Source organism: Neisseria sp. P0006.S009, from assembly GCF_051962915.1.
Classification (GTDB): Bacteria; Pseudomonadota; Gammaproteobacteria; order Burkholderiales; family Neisseriaceae; genus Neisseria; species Neisseria subflava_E.
In genome coordinates this window covers 287,715-303,722 of record NZ_JBQCUV010000001.1, presented here as the reverse complement: position 1 = coordinate 303,722, position 16,008 = coordinate 287,715, and the positions used below count along the sequence as shown (strand labels likewise).

General features: G+C 47.7%; 18 protein-coding genes, 1 tRNA gene and 1 pseudogene. 9 read left to right on the top strand and 11 right to left on the bottom strand.

From position 1 onward, the window contains the following. From ACTHTK_RS01450 to ACTHTK_RS01440, 3 genes are all read left to right on the top strand, one after another. Positions 1-75 (top strand) — tRNA-Gln (locus ACTHTK_RS01450). Positions 76-251: 176 nt separating this feature from the next. Continuing rightward, a complete protein-coding gene (locus tag ACTHTK_RS01445; RefSeq protein WP_107723665.1) occupies positions 252-1,235 on the top strand; it encodes a ribose-phosphate pyrophosphokinase in 984 nt (327 codons plus the stop codon). A 65-nt stretch (positions 1,236-1,300) separates the two neighbouring features. After that, a complete protein-coding gene (locus ACTHTK_RS01440) occupies positions 1,301-1,873 on the top strand; it encodes a 50S ribosomal protein L25/general stress protein Ctc (protein WP_440378250.1) in 573 nt (190 codons plus the stop codon). A gap of 107 nt (positions 1,874-1,980) precedes the next feature. On the opposite strand, the gene hscB is transcribed toward ACTHTK_RS01440, so the two are convergent. Continuing rightward, positions 1,981-2,481 (bottom strand): Fe-S protein assembly co-chaperone HscB, encoded by a 501-nt coding sequence (gene hscB, locus ACTHTK_RS01435; protein WP_070814220.1) that lies wholly within the window; start codon positions 2,479-2,481, stop codon positions 1,981-1,983. 79 nt (positions 2,482-2,560) lie between these two features. Between hscB and ACTHTK_RS01430 the strand changes: the two are divergent. Next, positions 2,561-2,783, top strand: a pseudogene (locus ACTHTK_RS01430) (alternative ribosome-rescue factor A). Here the strand turns inward: ACTHTK_RS01430 and iscA are convergent. The 7 genes from iscA to iscR all read right to left on the bottom strand — a co-directional run bounded on the left by iscA (position 2,743) and on the right by iscR (position 6,581). Continuing rightward, a complete protein-coding gene (iscA, locus tag ACTHTK_RS01425) occupies positions 2,743-3,063 on the bottom strand; it encodes an iron-sulfur cluster assembly protein IscA (RefSeq protein WP_049330777.1) in 321 nt (106 codons plus the stop codon). The pseudogene ACTHTK_RS01430 and the gene iscA overlap by 41 nt on opposite strands. A 69-nt stretch (positions 3,064-3,132) precedes the next feature. Continuing rightward, positions 3,133-3,378 carry a recombinase RecA gene (locus ACTHTK_RS01420; protein ID WP_049330780.1) on the bottom strand — a complete coding sequence of 82 codons (246 nt, stop codon included), beginning with the start codon at positions 3,376-3,378 and terminating at the stop codon, positions 3,133-3,135. A 107-nt stretch (positions 3,379-3,485) separates the two neighbouring features. Beyond that, positions 3,486-3,872 (bottom strand): Fe-S cluster assembly scaffold IscU, encoded by a 387-nt coding sequence (iscU, locus tag ACTHTK_RS01415; protein ID WP_371459244.1) that lies wholly within the window; start codon positions 3,870-3,872, stop codon positions 3,486-3,488. Positions 3,873-3,940: 68 nt separating this feature from the next. Next, a complete protein-coding gene (locus ACTHTK_RS01410) occupies positions 3,941-4,069 on the bottom strand; it encodes a hypothetical protein (protein WP_371459243.1) in 129 nt (42 codons plus the stop codon). A gap of 115 nt (positions 4,070-4,184) precedes the next feature. Continuing rightward, positions 4,185-4,451, bottom strand: coding sequence for a hypothetical protein (locus ACTHTK_RS01405; RefSeq protein ID WP_371459242.1), 267 nt, complete (start codon positions 4,449-4,451; stop codon positions 4,185-4,187). Between the two features lie 417 nt (positions 4,452-4,868). After that, a complete protein-coding gene (locus tag ACTHTK_RS01400; protein ID WP_371459241.1) occupies positions 4,869-6,083 on the bottom strand; it encodes an IscS subfamily cysteine desulfurase in 1,215 nt (404 codons plus the stop codon). Positions 6,084-6,134: 51 nt separating this feature from the next. Further along, positions 6,135-6,581, bottom strand: a complete 447-nt coding sequence (iscR, locus tag ACTHTK_RS01395) for a Fe-S cluster assembly transcriptional regulator IscR (protein ID WP_003680774.1) — start codon at positions 6,579-6,581, stop codon at positions 6,135-6,137. A gap of 359 nt (positions 6,582-6,940) precedes the next feature. On the opposite strand from iscR, the gene ACTHTK_RS01390 reads away from it, so the two are divergent. Beyond that, positions 6,941-8,113, top strand: coding sequence for an alpha-hydroxy acid oxidase (locus ACTHTK_RS01390; RefSeq protein WP_070608875.1), 1,173 nt, complete (start codon positions 6,941-6,943; stop codon positions 8,111-8,113). Positions 8,114-8,174: 61 nt separating this feature from the next. Here ACTHTK_RS01390 and dsbD read toward each other — a convergent pair whose 3' ends face one another. Both dsbD and folE2 read right to left on the bottom strand, forming a co-directional pair. Next, positions 8,175-9,980 (bottom strand): protein-disulfide reductase DsbD, encoded by a 1,806-nt coding sequence (dsbD, locus tag ACTHTK_RS01385; RefSeq protein ID WP_107723351.1) that lies wholly within the window; start codon positions 9,978-9,980, stop codon positions 8,175-8,177. Between the two features lie 218 nt (positions 9,981-10,198). Next, complete coding sequence (folE2, locus tag ACTHTK_RS01380) at positions 10,199-10,972, bottom strand: GTP cyclohydrolase FolE2 (protein ID WP_004519889.1); 774 nt, start codon at positions 10,970-10,972, stop codon at positions 10,199-10,201. Between the two features lie 179 nt (positions 10,973-11,151). Here folE2 and ACTHTK_RS01375 point away from each other — a divergent pair, with 179 nt between their 5' ends. From ACTHTK_RS01375 to ACTHTK_RS01360, 4 genes are all read left to right on the top strand, one after another. Then, the gene (locus ACTHTK_RS01375) at positions 11,152-12,309 is read left to right on the top strand and encodes a trans-sulfuration enzyme family protein (RefSeq protein WP_107723350.1); all 1,158 of its coding nucleotides are present in this window, start codon (positions 11,152-11,154) and stop codon (positions 12,307-12,309) included. Between the two features lie 70 nt (positions 12,310-12,379). Then, positions 12,380-12,823, top strand: coding sequence for an META domain-containing protein (locus tag ACTHTK_RS01370; protein WP_107723349.1), 444 nt, complete (start codon positions 12,380-12,382; stop codon positions 12,821-12,823). A 98-nt stretch (positions 12,824-12,921) separates the two neighbouring features. After that, the gene (locus ACTHTK_RS01365) at positions 12,922-13,701 is read left to right on the top strand and encodes a ferredoxin--NADP reductase (RefSeq protein WP_107723348.1); all 780 of its coding nucleotides are present in this window, start codon (positions 12,922-12,924) and stop codon (positions 13,699-13,701) included. Positions 13,702-13,778: 77 nt separating this feature from the next. Continuing rightward, positions 13,779-14,786 carry an adenosine deaminase gene (locus ACTHTK_RS01360; RefSeq protein ID WP_107723347.1) on the top strand — a complete coding sequence of 336 codons (1,008 nt, stop codon included), beginning with the start codon at positions 13,779-13,781 and terminating at the stop codon, positions 14,784-14,786. Positions 14,787-14,835: 49 nt separating this feature from the next. On the opposite strand, the gene bioB is transcribed toward ACTHTK_RS01360, so the two are convergent. Next, positions 14,836-15,888, bottom strand: a complete 1,053-nt coding sequence (gene bioB, locus ACTHTK_RS01355; protein ID WP_004519884.1) for a biotin synthase BioB — start codon at positions 15,886-15,888, stop codon at positions 14,836-14,838. Positions 15,889-16,008: the final 120 nt, after the last annotated feature.

The window sequence follows — 16,008 nt, the reverse complement described above, 5'->3', positions numbered from 1 at the left end:
GGGGAGTCGTCAAGCGGTTAAGACACTGGATTTTGATTCCAGCATGCGAAGGTTCGAATCCTTCCTCCCCAGCCAAATAAAAGCGTGTAAGTTTTCTTACACGCTTTTTTACGCTCAGAGCGAAATAACGCTGAAAAACTTTTTTTTACCCGTCTTTACGCGTATAATCGCGTGATTAGTGTCTTAGACATAGGGCGAAGGGAAGCGTAATGTTTTCTGCGCGTAAATCAAATCTAGAATCAGGTGAAGATATGGCTGCTTATGACAGTTTAATGGTGTTTACCGGTAATGCAAATCCGGAATTGGCGCAACGTGTTGTCAAACATTTGGATATTTCACTCGGTGAAGCCACTGTTTCCAAATTCTCTGATGGCGAAGTAGCCATTGAATTGTTGGAAAATGTGCGTGGTCGCGATGTGTTTATTTTGCAACCTACCTGCGCGCCTACCAATGACAACCTGATGGAAATTTTGACTATGGCTGATGCACTCAAACGTGCTTCTGCTGGTCGTATTACTGCCGCGATTCCTTACTTTGGCTATGCGCGTCAAGATCGTCGTCCTCGCTCTGTTCGTGTACCGATTTCTGCTAAATTGGTAGCAAATATGTTGTACTCAGCAGGTATCGACCGCGTATTGACTGTTGACTTACATGCCGACCAAATTCAAGGTTTCTTCGATATTCCGGTAGATAATATTTACGCTACCCCGATTTTATTGAACGATATTAAACAACAGCGCATTGAGAACCTGACTGTTGTCAGCCCTGATATCGGTGGTGTTGTACGTGCACGTGCTGTTGCTAAATCTTTAAATGCTGATTTGGCTATTATCGACAAGCGTCGTCCTAAAGCCAATGTGGCTGAAGTGATGAACATCATTGGCGATATTCAAGGCCGTACTTGCTTGATCGTAGATGATATGATCGATACGGCAAACACCTTGTGTAAAGCGGCTGTTGCCCTGAAAGAGCGCGGTGCAGATCGTGTACTGGCATACGCCAGCCATGCAGTATTCTCCGGCGAAGCAGTGAATCGAATTGCTTCTTCTGAAATTGACCAAGTAGTTGTAACAGATACGATTCCGTTGTCTGAAGCAGCTAAAAAATGTGAACGCATCCGTCAAGTTACCATTGCCGGTTTGCTGGCTGAAACGGTACGCCGTATCAGCAATGAAGAATCCGTCTCATATCTTTTCAATGAAGATGTGATGACTGGCGGCATGTTGCTGCCATAACCCGATGTCGTCTTAAGCTGGTCGCGGCCGATGACGACGATTTTATCTAAATTGGAGTATTAAACATGACTTACGAAATTCAAGCCTCTGTTCGCGAAGCCCAAGGCACTGGTGCGAGCCGCCGCCTGCGTCGCGAAGGCCAAATCCCTGGCATTCTGTACGGTGAAGGTCAAGAGCCTGTTGCTATCGCTGTAGACCACAAAACTGTATTCTACGCATTGGAAAAAGAATCTTTCCATACTGCTTTGATTAAACTGTCTTTGAACGGTGAAACTAAAGACGTTATCGTGCGTGACTTCCAAATGCACCCATTCCGTCGTGAAGTTCAACACATCGACTTCCAAGCTGTAAAAGCTGACCAAGTTGTACGTATCCGTGTTCCTCTGCACATTGTTAACGCTGAAAACTCTCAAGCTGTTAAATTGCAAGGTGGTCGTGTATCTCTGTTGAACACTTCTGTTGAAGTAGTTGCTTTGCCTACAAACATTCCTGCTTTCTTGGAACTGGATTGTGCATCCGTAGTTGCCGGCGACATTCTGCACTTGTCAGATATCAAATTGCCAGAAGGTGTTGAAAGCGTTTCTCTGAAACGTAACGAAAACCTGGCTGTTGCTACTGTTACCGGTAAAAAACGCTAATAGGTAGTTAAGATAAGAAAACCGTATCAGATAAATCTGATACGGTTTTTGTTTTACATATAAAATTATTTGCTATAAAACTTAGGTAAATGTAACAGCAATGTACTTTATAAGATTGAAGCAATCTCATTGCGAAGTTTATTAAGAAAGCGCCCATGCCGCACCCATTGTGCGGCTGATTCATAATCCTGTTGTTCAAATGCTTGTTGCAAATCTTGATATAGGTTGCTTTGTACTTCTTGGATTTCTTGATCCAGTGCCCGGATGGCATCATGGTTTTGTTCCATTTGAGCATCCATCAATGTTTCCCGCCATTCCATCTGCTGCATGAGGAATTCTGGTGAAAACGAAGTGTGTTCAGGTGCATCAGCATCGATATTTTGGCTTTTCAAGAGATAAGCAGCCCGATCAATAGGACTTTTTAATGTACGGTAGGCATCATTAATTGTAGAAGACATCATAACGGCTTGTTTCTGCTCAAAAGCTGAAGCAGAAGCAAATTTATCGGGATGAAATTGGGCAGCTAAAGCTCGATAGGTCTGTTCGAGTGCTTCGGTATCAATATTGAAAGATGGCTCAAGCTGGAAGAGGTTAAAGTATTGAGACATGATATTAAAGGAAAAAATCTAAAGAAGAGGATTGTTTTACGATATAATCCGGAAACTGTTTATACGAAAGGAAAACAATATGACCGGTAAGGTGCAACACAATAAAGGCAAAATACGAGACAATGCCTTAAAAGCCTTAGTCAAATCTGATTTGTTCCGACACAAAGTAGAACGAAAAAGAAAAGGCAAGGGTAGCTATAATAGGCAAGAAGCCAAAAAATGGCGGGATGGTTTTGATACTTTCCCGCCATTTTTTATATTTTAAACGTGGAAGCTCTCGCCGCAGCCGCAAGAGTCTTTGACATTCGGATTTTCAAATTTGAAACCTTCCTGCAAACCTTCTTTGGTGTAATCGACTTGCGTGCCGTCCAGATAAACCAAACTTTTCGGGTCGATATAAACGCGCGCGCCGTGTTCTTCAAAAATCAGGTCATCCTCGTTCACTTCATCGACAAATTCCAGGTTGTATGCCATGCCCGAGCAGCCGCTGGTTTTCACTCCCAAGCGCACGCCTAAGCCTTTGCCGCGTTTGGTCAGGTAGTTATTGATGTGTTTGGCTGCGTTTTCTGTGATGGTAATCATGCTTTTTTCCTCATTTCGCAATCATTTTCTGTTTTGCCTGCTTTTTTATTTCAGACGGCATCTTGATTATCAGGCCGTCTGAAAGCGCTGTTTTGCCCACTCTATCGCGGCGGTAATGGCAGCTTTTGCCTGCGGACTGTTTTTCCAACAGGTCGAGCCGGTCAATTTTGCCCCTAGTTCCAAAACATCGTCCAAATCTGCCGCCGCCAGCTTGGCAACATCATCCAAACCCATTTGCTGCAAACGCTGCAATATGGTTTTACCTATGCCTTTGACAGCAAGTAGGGATTGGATTTCTTTATCGGTAAAAGGCATTTTGCTTCCTTTGATTTTGCAGGTACTGGCGCATTTATATGGCAGTTGGTGCCTATCAAGCCGATTTAGACATTAATGTCTGCAAACTAAGTATCTGGGAAACAAGATTATTTGTTTTCCTGACGTTTACGATAGTCGGCAACGGCTGCTTTTACCGCATCTTCAGCCAAGATGGAGCAGTGGATTTTAACTGGAGGCAATTCCAACTCTTCGGCAATTTCGCTGTTTTTGATTGCCAGTGCATCATCAAGGCTTTTGCCTTTGACCCACTCGGTAATCAGGCTGGAAGAAGCGATGGCAGAACCACAACCGTAAGTTTTGAATTTTGCATCTTCGATAATACCTTCATCGTTAACTTTGATTTGCAGGCGCATGACGTCGCCGCAGGCCGGCGCGCCGACCATGCCGGTGCCGATAGATTCGTCGTTTTTGTCGAAAGTGCCGACGTTGCGGGGGTTTTCATAGTGGTCGATTACTTTATCGCTGTATGCCATGATGTGATTTCCTTTGTGTTTTTAGTGGTGTAAATGGTTTGTTTACGAATATTCAGACGGCCTGAAGTTTAGATTTTGCACGCGCCGCCTTCGCAGCCGTCATCATTCTCTGAATCAACGCCGCCTTCTACGGTAACGTCGTCAAAATCTTCGAGCAGGTTGTCGAGATTGTCGAGGTCGAGTTCTTGTTCGTCCATGGGTTTGTATCCTTAATTAGAAGGTTGTGGCTTTTAGGTCGTTTGAAAAGGTTTTTTTTAAGGTTTCAGACATCCTTTTTAATGTCTAAGTTGATTGCCTATTACAGTTGTTTTATCAGCCATTTATAAAGGCACATTCTAAAATTGTTAGGGGTTTTCCGTTAACATTAATCGGTTTTAGTTTTGCTTGCAGGGTTTCGTATTCTTCTAAAATCAAACTGTATTTTCGAATAGGACGGTATTTTCCTTTTAACACCTTACGTGCCTGTTCCAAAGGTACATCCAACAATAAACGGGTGTAGCTGTAACCTGCGGTTTCTAATTGGAACGTCTGGCTGATATGAACCACAGGCAAGCCATAGTAAGTACCGCTGAGTTTCAAACGGGTTTGATCAAGAATAAACGGTTTCCATCTTCACTAAATTCCGCGCGGTGCAAAGTCATCGGAGGGTGCGCAAGATCGCGGTAAGCCTTTGGCAGCTTGACTCTATTGGGATAATTCAAACGCAGGTTTTGATATTTAGAGTCTTTATCGTTCCAGTCATAGCTTACATCACTAAATGGATCCAACAGGTTTTCCAAATGTTTATCGAATTGGCAGCCATTTTCAAATGATTTGAATATAGTTGACCAATCAGGTTGTGTCTGTGCTGAAACCAGCGGGGCCGAGCATAGAATCAGACAAGAAAGTAAGTGGCGTATTTTATTTTTTATTATCGTCATTTTTAGTATTTTTCTTGATGAGGTCGTCTGAAAAGGTAAAGGCCTTGGGGATTTTTCAGACGACCTTTTCTCTTGATTAATGCGCCGCCCATTCAATCGAGTTCAAATCGATACCTTCTTTAAACATTTCCCACAGCGGCGACAGTTCGCGCAGTTTGCCGATTTTGGATTTGATCAGCTCTGCCGCGAATTGCACTTCTTCTTCGGTGGTCATGCGGCCGAAGGTGATGCGTAGGGAAGAGTGCGCTAATTCGTCATTGCGGCCGAGCGCGCGCAGGACATAGCTTGGCTCAAGGCTTGCGGAAGTACAGGCGGAGCCGCTGGATACGGCGAGTTCTTTCACTGCCATAATCAGGCTTTCGCCTTCGACGAAGTTGAAGCTGACGTTCAGGTTGTTTGGAGCGCGGTGTTCGAGGTCGCCGTTGATGTAGACTTCTTCGATGCCTTCGATACCTTTGAGGAAGATATCGCGCAGTTTCAGGTAGTGCGCAGTGTCTTGTGCTAATTCTTCTTTGGCGATGCGGAAGGCTTCGCCCATACCGACGATTTGATGGGTCGGCAATGTGCCGGAACGGAAACCGCGTTCGTGGCCGCCACCGTGCATTTGGGCTTCGAGGCGGACGCGTGGTTTACGGCGTACATACAGGGCACCGATGCCTTTAGGACCGTATACTTTGTGGCCGGACATAGACAGCAAATCCACTTTGGCTGCTTCAACGTCAACAGGCACTTTGCCGCATGCTTGTGCTGCATCAACGTGGAAAATGATTTTGCGTTCGCGACAGATTTCGCCGATGGCAGGAATATCTTGAACCACGCCGATTTCGTTGTTTACCCACATTACGGAAACGAGGATGGTGTCTTCGCGGATGGCGGCTTTCAGTACGTCTAAATCAACCAAACCGTTTTCTTGTACGTCCAGGTAAGTTACTTCGTAACCTTGGCGTTCGAGTTCGCGCATGGTATCGAGTACGGCTTTGTGCTCGGTTTTTACGGTGATGAGGTGGTTGCCTTTGGATTTGTAGAAGTGTGCCGCGCCTTTGATGGCGAGGTTGTTGGACTCGGTCGCACCGCTGGTAAAAACGATTTCTTTGGAGTCGGCGTTAATCAGGGCTGCGATGTCTGCGCGTGCTTTTTCCACGGCTTCTTCCGCTTCCCAGCCGAAGCTGTGGCTGTTGGAAGCTGGGTTGCCGAAAATATCGGACAGGTAGGGAATCATTTTTTCAGCAACGCGGCGGTCAACGGGAGTGGTGGCGGCGTAGTCGAGGTATACGGGGATTTTGACGGTCATGGTTTGCTCTTTCGTTTGGTCATCTGCCTGCGGTCTTTGCCGCAAGTCGGTTTAATGAATGTGTGTAAAGGTAACGACATGACTGCTGTCGCTGCAGTTTTTTTGTTCAATGATGCTTTGCAGCGTAACGCCGCTGAGGTAATCATTGATGGTTTTGTTTAAGTTTTCCCAAAGGTCGTGGGTCAGGCAGGGGGCGCCGTGGTTGCAGTTTGCTTTGCTGCCGCACTGCGTGGCATCCAGTCGGTCTTCAGCTGCGGAGATGATTTGTGCAATATTGATTTGCTCGGCGGGAGCGGCAAGGATGTAGCCTCCGCCGGGGCCGCGTAGGCTTTCAACCAATCCGGCACGGCGCAGCTTGCTGAATAATTGTTCGAGGTAGGAGAGCGATATGCTTTGTCGTTCGCTGATGGCACTGAGTTTGACAGCACCGGTTTGCGCATTCATCGCCAAATCTATCATGGCGGTTACTGCAAATCGCCCTTTGGTAGTCAGTCTCATGGTGTGGTTGCCTGTGTGGGCGTTTTTATTAGTGGAGGGAATTGTCTAATATCTGAGTGTTTCAGTCAAGTATGTGGCGGCTCGGTTTGATTGTTTGTTTAAATGGTGGCATTGGCTGATTTTTAAATCGGAAAATATTTTCTTTATTTTTCTGTAATTTGGACTTAAGGCCGTCTGAAAAAAGGCTATCAACCCTACAAATATCAGGGTTAAAATGTTTTGATTTAATATTGATACTGATATAGATTATCAAAATTATTCTTAAAATTTAGTTGTTTTGATGGAGTAAAATAATGAGGTGTTTGAAATGTTCAGACGGCCTTGACCATCCATCTTTACCTTAACAGAGGCAATCGACAATGAAATGTGATTTAAGCAAAATAACCTGTATCGAAGACTTGCGCCTTGTTGCCAAACGTAAAATGCCGCGTATGTTTTATGACTATATTGACTCAGGCTCTTGGACGGAAACTACTTATCGTGAAAACACTTCGGATTTCAAAGACATCCGTTTCCGCCAAAAGGTATTGGTTAATATGGAGGGACGCAGTCTCGAAACCAAAATGATTGGGCAGGATGTGAAAATGCCGGTAGCGATTGCGCCGACAGGTTTCACAGGTATGGCGCATGCTGATGGGGAAATCTTGGCGGCGCGGGCGGCGGAAAAATTTGGTATTCCGTTTACGCTGTCAACCATGTCTATTTGTTCGATTGAAGATGTGGCTGAAAACACCAGCTCGCCGTTTTGGTTTCAGCTTTATGTGATGCGCGACCGCGAGTTTATGGAAAACCTGATTAAGCGTGCGAAGGATGCCAAATGTTCGGCTTTGGTATTGACAGCCGATTTGCAGGTTTTGGGTCAACGCCACAAAGACATTAAAAACGGCCTGTCTGCGCCGCCGAAACCAACCATCGCCAATTTAATCAATTTGGCGACCAAACCAGAATGGTGTATGAAAATGCTGAACACGGAACGCCGCACTTTCCGCAATATTGTCGGTCATGCGAAAAACGTGGGTGATTTGTCTTCGCTGTCTTCATGGACTTCCGAACAATTCGACCCGCGTCTGAGCTGGGACGATGTGGCGCGCATTAAAGATTTGTGGGGCGGCAAGCTGATTATCAAAGGCATTATGGAACCTGAAGATGCGGAAAAAGCAGCGAAAAGCGGCGCGGACGCATTGGTCGTTTCCAATCATGGCGGCCGTCAGCTTGACGATACTGTGTCTGCTATTAAGGCTTTACCTGATGTGGTCAGCGCGGTGGGCAGCGACATCGAGGTTTGGATGGACAGCGGCATCCGCAGCGGTCAGGATATTTTGAAGGCTTGGGCTTTGGGTGCGAAAGGTACAATGATTGGCCGGGCGTTCCTGTATGGTTTGGGTGCGTATGGTGAAGAAGGCGTAACCCGTGCGTTGGAAATCTTGTATAAAGAAATGGATATTTCCATGGCGTTTACCGGTCACCGCAATATTCAAGATGTGGATTCCAGCATTTTGCGTTCTACGCGTTGGGCTCAAGATGAATTTTAATTTTTAAACATAAGAAAAGGCCGTCTGAAAATCTGTTTTCAGACGGCCTTTTTATAGACGGCTATTTCTCGTTTTTGCGATACCATTCAATGAATGCATCGGGTTTGACAAAGCCTAATAAGGGTTCGCTATGACTGCCGTCGGCGTGGACCACAAACACGCCCGGAGGGCCGAAGAGGCCGTATTCTTTCAGTAAGGCCTGATGGTCGGGAGTGTTGGCGGTTACGTCGATTTGGAAGAAGCGCTGCATATCGACTGCTTCGTGTACCTGCGGTTGGTTGAGCGTGTAGGCGGCCATTTCTTTGCAGGATACGCACCAGTCAGCGTAGAAATCAATCAGCACGGGCTTGCTTGGATCGGCTTTCAAGGCGGCATCCATAGCGGCTTTGAGTTCGCCGACATCGGTAAACATTTTACCGTGGTCGGTTTCTTGTCCGGCTTCGGATGGCGGAACCAGCGTTAAGAAGTGGTGCAGGGCGGTGGTTTGTTTATTGAAGCTCTGCCAGCCAAACCATGAGCTGCCAATCAGCAGTAAAAAGCCCAATACGGCGGCAACCGTTTTCAGACGGCCTTTTTGTTTGCCGGATTTCGCCAAAAGCATCAGGGCGGGAACAATCATCAGTAAGGTGTAGAGACCGACTACTGCGAAATAAGGCAGATGCGGTGTGGCAAGGTATACGGCAACGGCCAGCAAGATGAAGCCGAATGCATATTTGATGCCGTTCATCCAGTCGCCTGCTTTAGGCAGGATATGGCCGCCGAATGTACCGATGATGATGAGCGGTACGCCGGTGCCGAGTGCCAAGACATAAAGCGCCAGACCGCCCAATACGGCATCGCCGGTCTGACCGATATAGCCCAAAGCAAATGCCAGCGGAGGCGCAACGCAAGGGCCGACAATCAGGGCGGATAAAATACCCATGATGAAGACGGAAATGATTTTGCCGCCGGAGAGTTTGTTGCTTTGGTTTTGGAAATAGGATTGGACGGAGTTGGGCAGCTGGATATTGAAGAGGCCGAACATGGACATTGCCAGTACTACCATCAACGCGGCGGCGGCAAGCACAACCCAAGGCTGTTGCAGCCATACAGTCAACAGCGCACCGGTCAAACCGGCAATCACGCCGACCAAGGTATAGGTCAATGCCAAGCCTTGTACATACACCATCGACAAGGTGAACGCGCGGCCTTTGCCGGCTTTTTTATCACCCACGACAATGCTGGAAACAATCGGCAGGAGCGGATACATACAGGCGGTAAAGCTTAAGCCCAAACCTGCGACAAAAAACGCCAACAGGTTGGCGTTTAAAGTATCCCAAGAGAGCTTGAAGCGGCTGCTGTCGGGATTGTTTGTACTGGGTTGCGTTGGCATTTGGCCGTCTGAAGAGGCGGACGGTTGCAAAAAGCGGTCTTTGGCAGAAACCGGCTCGTCGCTTTGCGGCTGGTAAACCCCGTTGCCTTTTACGTCAAACTCGGTATCCACAGGCGGATAACACACACCGGCTTCGGCACAGCCTTGATAAGTCAGCGTCAGTTTGTATTGCGGCGCGGCTTGTTTGTAAGGCAGGTCAACCTGTGCGGTATGGTGGTAAACCGTTTGTTTGCCGAAGAATTCGTCTTCTTTTTCTTCGCCTTTGCTGAATTTGGGTTCGGCCAAGACTTTGTCAGGATTGGTCGCTGCAACGATTTTGGACTGGTACATATAGTAGCCGTCAGCGATTTTGAACTGCACGCTGATGCCTTGGTCGGATACATTGACTTGAGGTACAAAGGCTTGCTCGGGGGGCAGTAAATCATTGGCATCTACTGCGAATGCGAAGCTGCTCAAGCCTAAAAATGCAATGAGGAAATAAAGGAATTTTTTCATAATATCCACGGATATGCCGTTGAGAAACCGTCATTATAAATGATGGGGAAAACAATCGGCTTAATTTATGTTAAATATTGCGAGAGAAATCTAATGCTTTTGAATTATATCGAAATAGGGTTGCCCATATATGACCGATAGTCTCATGTTATCGTTCAATCTATGCCAAAGGCCGTCTGAAATGTTCAGACGGCCTTTGTTTCTATTCGGCTCGGCTTTTAAGGATAAGCGATATAAGCGTAAGCGGAATGGTTGTGTATCGATTCGAAGTTTTCGCTTTCGACGACGAATGATTCGATGCGTTTGTCTGCAATTAACACCGTGGCCACATCACGAACCATGTCTTCGACAAACTTCGGATTTTCGTATGCTTTTTCCGTTACATACTTTTCGTCAGGGCGTTTGAGCAAACCGTAGAGCTGGCAGCTTGCTTGTGCTTCAACGTAATCGATGATTTCTTCAATGCCTACATCCGCATTCGCAATCAGACTGACCGTCACATGCGAACGTTGGTTGTGCGCGCCGTATTGGGAAATTTCTTTGGAACACGGACACAATGAAGTAACCGGAACCATCACTTTCAGGCTGTGGCTGTATGTACCGTTTTTAATTTCGCCGGTCAGGGTAACATCATAGTCAAGCAGCGATTGGATGCCGGAGACAGGTGCACTTTTCTTGCGGAAAAATGGGAAGGTAACGCTGATTTTGCCGGAATGCGAATCTAGCAGGGCAACCATATCGGCGGTCAGCTTGTGCAGCGTATCGAAATCCAAAGCATCGGTTTGTTTTTCCATCAGAGCGACAAAGCGCGACATATGCGTGCCTTTTTGGTCGGCAGGCAGGAAAACCGTCATGGTCAGGCGGGCGACGGTGGATTGTTCACCCTCTTTGCTTTTGAGCGAGATTGGAAAGCGCAGGTCTTTGATGCCGACCTGATTAATCGGCAGGTTGCGTAAATCGCGGCTGGATTGCACGTCTGCAATGGCGTTCATGCGTGGTATGTCCTTCATGATAGGATTGTTGAGATGCGTGTGGAGGGAATCGGCTCGTGTCGGCCGATTTGCAAATGCGAGATTATATCACTTGCTTTATCCGCCTGCATTGATTGTTTCTATTTTTCAGATAGTGATAAAATCTTCGATTATTCACATCTATGATAGGCAGAGACCAAATGAAATTCGCCACGAAAGCCATCCATTCCAGCTACGATTGCGACGAACACAACCGTGCGCTGATGCCGCCGATTTATCAAAACAGTATGTTTGCGTTGCACGAGATTGGCGAAAATGTGCCTTACCGCTACTCGCGCCTGAGCAACCCGACCCGTCAGGTCTTGGAAGACACTGTTGCCGATTTGGAGCATGGTGCGGCCGGTTTTGCGTTTTCCAGCGGCATGGCGGGGATTGATGCCGTGTGGCGCACTTTCCTGCGCCCGGGCGATACCATTGTCGCAGTCGCCGATATTTACGGCGGCGCTTATGATTTATTGGTCGATGTTTATCAAAAATGGGGTGTAAACGTTGTTTTTGCCGATTTGGGCAATCCGGATAATCTGGACGAGCTGCTCAAAGCACACAATGTCAAACTGGTTTGGCTGGAAACGCCGTCCAATCCGCTTTTGCGCTTGGTAGACATCAAAGCGCTTGCCGCAAAAGCCAAAGCGGCCGGTGCGCTGGTCGGCATCGACAACACCTTTGCCACGCCGTATCTGCAACAGCCGTTGGATATGGGTTGCGATTTTGTATTCCATTCCGCTACCAAATATTTGTGCGGCCATTCCGACGTATTGATGGGTGTAGTCGTTGCCAAAACCAAAGAGCTGGCGCAGCCTTTGCACGACATGATGGTTCATACCGGCGCGATTGCAGGTCCGATGGACTGCTGGCTGGTGTTGCGCGGTATTAAAACGTTGGCCTTGCGCATGAACGCCCATTGCCAAAACACACTCGAAATCGCGCGCCGTTTGGAAGCCCATCCTGCCATTGAAAAAGTGTTCTATCCTGGCCTGCCGTCGCACGAACATTACGAACTCGCCCAAGCACAAATGCCCAAAGGCATCGGCGGCGTGGTTACGGTTTATCTCAAAAACGATACGCGTGAAGCGGCCAATAGCGTGATTAAAAACATGCAACTGGTCAAAATGGCTTCCAGCCTCGGCGGTGTGGAAAGTCTGGTCAACCATTGCTATTCCCAATCCCACAGCGGCGTGCCGCATGATGTGAAAATGGAAATGGGCATCAAAGTCGGCCTGCTGCGTTTCTCTGTCGGTATTGAAGACGTTGACGATATTTGGAACGATATTTCCAAAGCATTGGATACGACTTTGTAAATAAGGCTTAAAGGTCGTCTGAAGATGAATGGTTTTTCAGACGGCCTTTAGCAATAACAAAGGAATAGATATGAAAACATTATTCGGTGCATTGATGAGTATGGTAGTTTTGGCAGCTTGTACATCTCCTTCAGCATCTCAGCCTGAACAAGCCTCTAAAGCGCAGGTACAAACTCAACAAGCTGCGCAACCCACTTTAGCCGCCAAATGGCGTGTTGTTGCTTTCAATAAATTCACCGAAAAAGATTTGGCCGGTACTGATGCCTATCTGGATTTGAGCGAGATGCCTAAGGCGTATGGCAAGATGGGTTGCAACGGTATGATGTTCCAAGCCAATACGATTGGTTCGGACAAAATTGATTTTGGTCATATTGCGGTAAGCATGATGCTGTGTGAAGACATGAAGCTGGAAGATGCGTTTTTGTGCAAACAAAGCGTATGGAACTATCGTTTTGACGGTAAAGATTTGATTTTGGAACAAAAAGGCATCAGCATCCGTTTGCGCCGTGAATAATCTTAAAGGCCGTCTGAAAATAAATATTTCAGACGGCCTTTTGAATCTTTATAATAAGCCCTATTTGAAACTGATACCGAATATCAAGGAAACCTATTATGGCAGCTTCTCCAGAAGCCAAGTTTACCGAAGAAAAAGTCTTGTGGATCAAACACCATACGCCTAAGTTGATGACTTTTGCCATCAGCCGCCCTGAGTCCTACCGTTTTTCGGCAGGGCAGTTTTCTCGCCTTGGTTTCCGTGACGGCGAGGGCTTTATTTGGCGCGCGTATTCTGTCGTGTCTGCCGAATACGCCGATACGCTTGAGTATTTCGCGGTGTTAATCGAAGGCGGCCCGATGTCGGCGCGTTTTGCTGCAATGAAAGAGGGCGATACCATTTTGCTGGATAAAACGGCTACCGGTTTCCTCTTGCCCGAGCGTTTCCTCGATGGCAAAGATTTGGTCATGCTCTGCACGGGTTCAGGCATTGCGCCTTTCCTCTCCATTATCGAGCAGCCTGAAATTTGGCAGCGTTTCGACCGTTTGGTTTTGGCGCATTCCGTCTCTTACGCCGATGAGTTGATTTTCAACCAGCGCCTTGCCGATTTAAAAGAGCATCCGCTGATTGAAGAATATTTCCATAAATTCACTTTTGTTCCGGTTACCACGCGAGAGGAAACGGAAGGCGCATTGAGTGGCAAACGGATTCCTGAATTGCTGAAGAATGGCGGCTTGGAAGAAAAAGTCGGCTTCAAGTTCACCAAGGCCGATACGCGCTTTATGGTCTGTGGCAATCCGGCAATGGTCAAAGATACTTTCCAAGCCCTGATGGATTTGGGCTACGCTATGCACCGCAACCGCATCCCCGGCGAAATCATGATGGAAAATGGTTTTTAACAGGTAAATGGTCAAAGGCCGTCTGAAAGTTTCAGACGGCCTTCAATATTAAATATAAACCGAAAATCAGAGAAAATATGAATATCAAACAATTTATCCAAGCCCTGCCCAAAGCCGAGCTGCACGTCCATATCGAAGGGACGTTTGAGCCGGAATTGATGTTTGAAATCGCCAAGCGTAACCATATAGCGATTCCTTATGAAAATGTCGATGCGGTACGGCAGGCTTATGATTTTCACAATTTGCAGTCGTTTTTGGATATTTATTATGCCGGTGCCGGCGTATTGCTGCACGAGGCGGATTTTTACGATTTGACCCGTGCGTATCTTGAGCGTTGCCGCGAAGACAATGTCGTGCATACGGAAATATTTTTCGATCCGCAAACCCATACTGCGCGGGGCGTAGCGTTTGAAACCGTGATTAACGGCATTGTCCGCGCCTGCCGTGAAGCCGGACAGCAGTGGGGCATAAGTACGCGTTTGATTATGTGTTTTCTGCGTCATTTGTCGGAAGAAAGCGCATTTGAAACCTTAAATCAGGCTTTGCCTTATAAAGAACTCATCATCGGCGTAGGCTTGGATTCGAGCGAATTGGGGCATCCGCCGTCTAAGTTTGAGCGCGTGTTTGCACAGGCGCGGGCGGAGGGTTTGTTGACGGTGGCGCATGCCGGAGAAGAAGGCCCGCCGGAATATGTTTACGAGGCTTTGGACTTACTGCATGTCTGCCGTATCGATCATGGCGTACGGGCGGAAGAAGATGAGGCCTTGATGGCGCGTTTGATTAAAGAACAAATGCCGTTGACCGTTTGCCCATTGAGCAATTTGAAATTAAAAGTGTTCCCTGAGATGGCAAAACACAATTTGCGCCGTATGTTGCAACGCGGCGTGTTGGTAACCGTCAATTCGGACGATCCGGCGTATTTCGGCGGCTATATGAACCGCAATTTTGAAGCGCTTGCCGAGGCTTTGGATTTGAGTGCGGAAGAAATCAAAACCTTGTGCGCCAATTCGTTCCGCGCTTCGTTTTTGAGCGAGGCGGAAACGGAAGAATGGATACGGAAAATTGAAAGTTTTAATGTTGAATAACAATAAAAGGCCGTCTGAAAAAGTTTCAGACGGCCTTTTATCATGACAGTTAATAGTCGACTTTGATTTTAGGCGTTTCCTGCGCGGCTTTGTATTCTTCTTCCAATTCAAAGCGCAGCGGATACAAATTCAATTTTTCCATCAGCAGGCGGTCGCCGTCTTCGTCCGGATTGCCCGTAGTCAGCAGCTTGTCGCCGTAGAAAATCGAGTTTGCGCCAGCCATGAAACACATGGCCTGCATGGATTCAGGCATATTGCTGCGGCCAGCGGACAGGCGGACGTAGCTGTGCGGCATGGTAATGCGCGCGACGGCGATGGTGCGGACAAATTCCGTCCAGTCCAAATCTTCGGCATCGGCCAGCGGCGTGCCTTCTACTTTAACCAACTGGTTAATCGGCACGCTTTCGGGCTGAGGGTCTAGGTTGGCAAGGCTGGCAATCAGGCCGGCGCGTTCGGCACGGGTTTCGTTCATGCCGACGATGCCGCCGCAGCAGACTTTCAAACCGGCATTGCGGACTTTGCCCAAAGTATCCATGCGGTCTTCGTGTTTGCGGGTGTGGATGATGTCGTTGTAGCGTTCGGGGTCGGTGTCGAGGTTGTGGTTGTAGTAGTCCAGGCCGGCTTTTTTGAAGTCTTCAGCCATGCCGTCCTCAAGCATGCCGAATGTGCCGCATACTTCCATGCCCAAGCCTTTCACCGCGCTGATGATTTCGGAAACGACGGCCACGTCTTTGGGCTTAGGGCCGCGCCATGCCGCGCCCATGCAGAAACGGCTGGCGCCACGAGATTGGGCAATTTTGGCTTTTTCGACGATTTCGTCCACATCCATCATCTGCTCTTTGCCTAGATTGGTGTTGTGGTGTGCCGATTGCGGGCAGTAGGCGCAGTCTTCAGGGCAACCGCCGGTTTTGATGGAGAGCAGGGTGGAAAGCTGGATTTCGCGCGGGTTGAAGTTTTGGCGGTGGATTTCGGCGGCTTGGAAAACGAGGTCGAGGAAAGGCAGTCCAAACAAAGCCTCGACATCGCATTTTTTCCAATAACGTGCAGTCGGATGCGGCTTGCGCTCGGTTTGACGGCGCAAGGCTACGGGAGATACGGTCATAGTGTGTTCTTTCGTGTTTACAGCGACGCAGTGTCACTGACGGCTTGACTGACGGCGCAATGACGGCAGCAGCAGGTTTGAAATCAATATAAAAGGCCGTCTGAAACGGCGCAGCAAGTG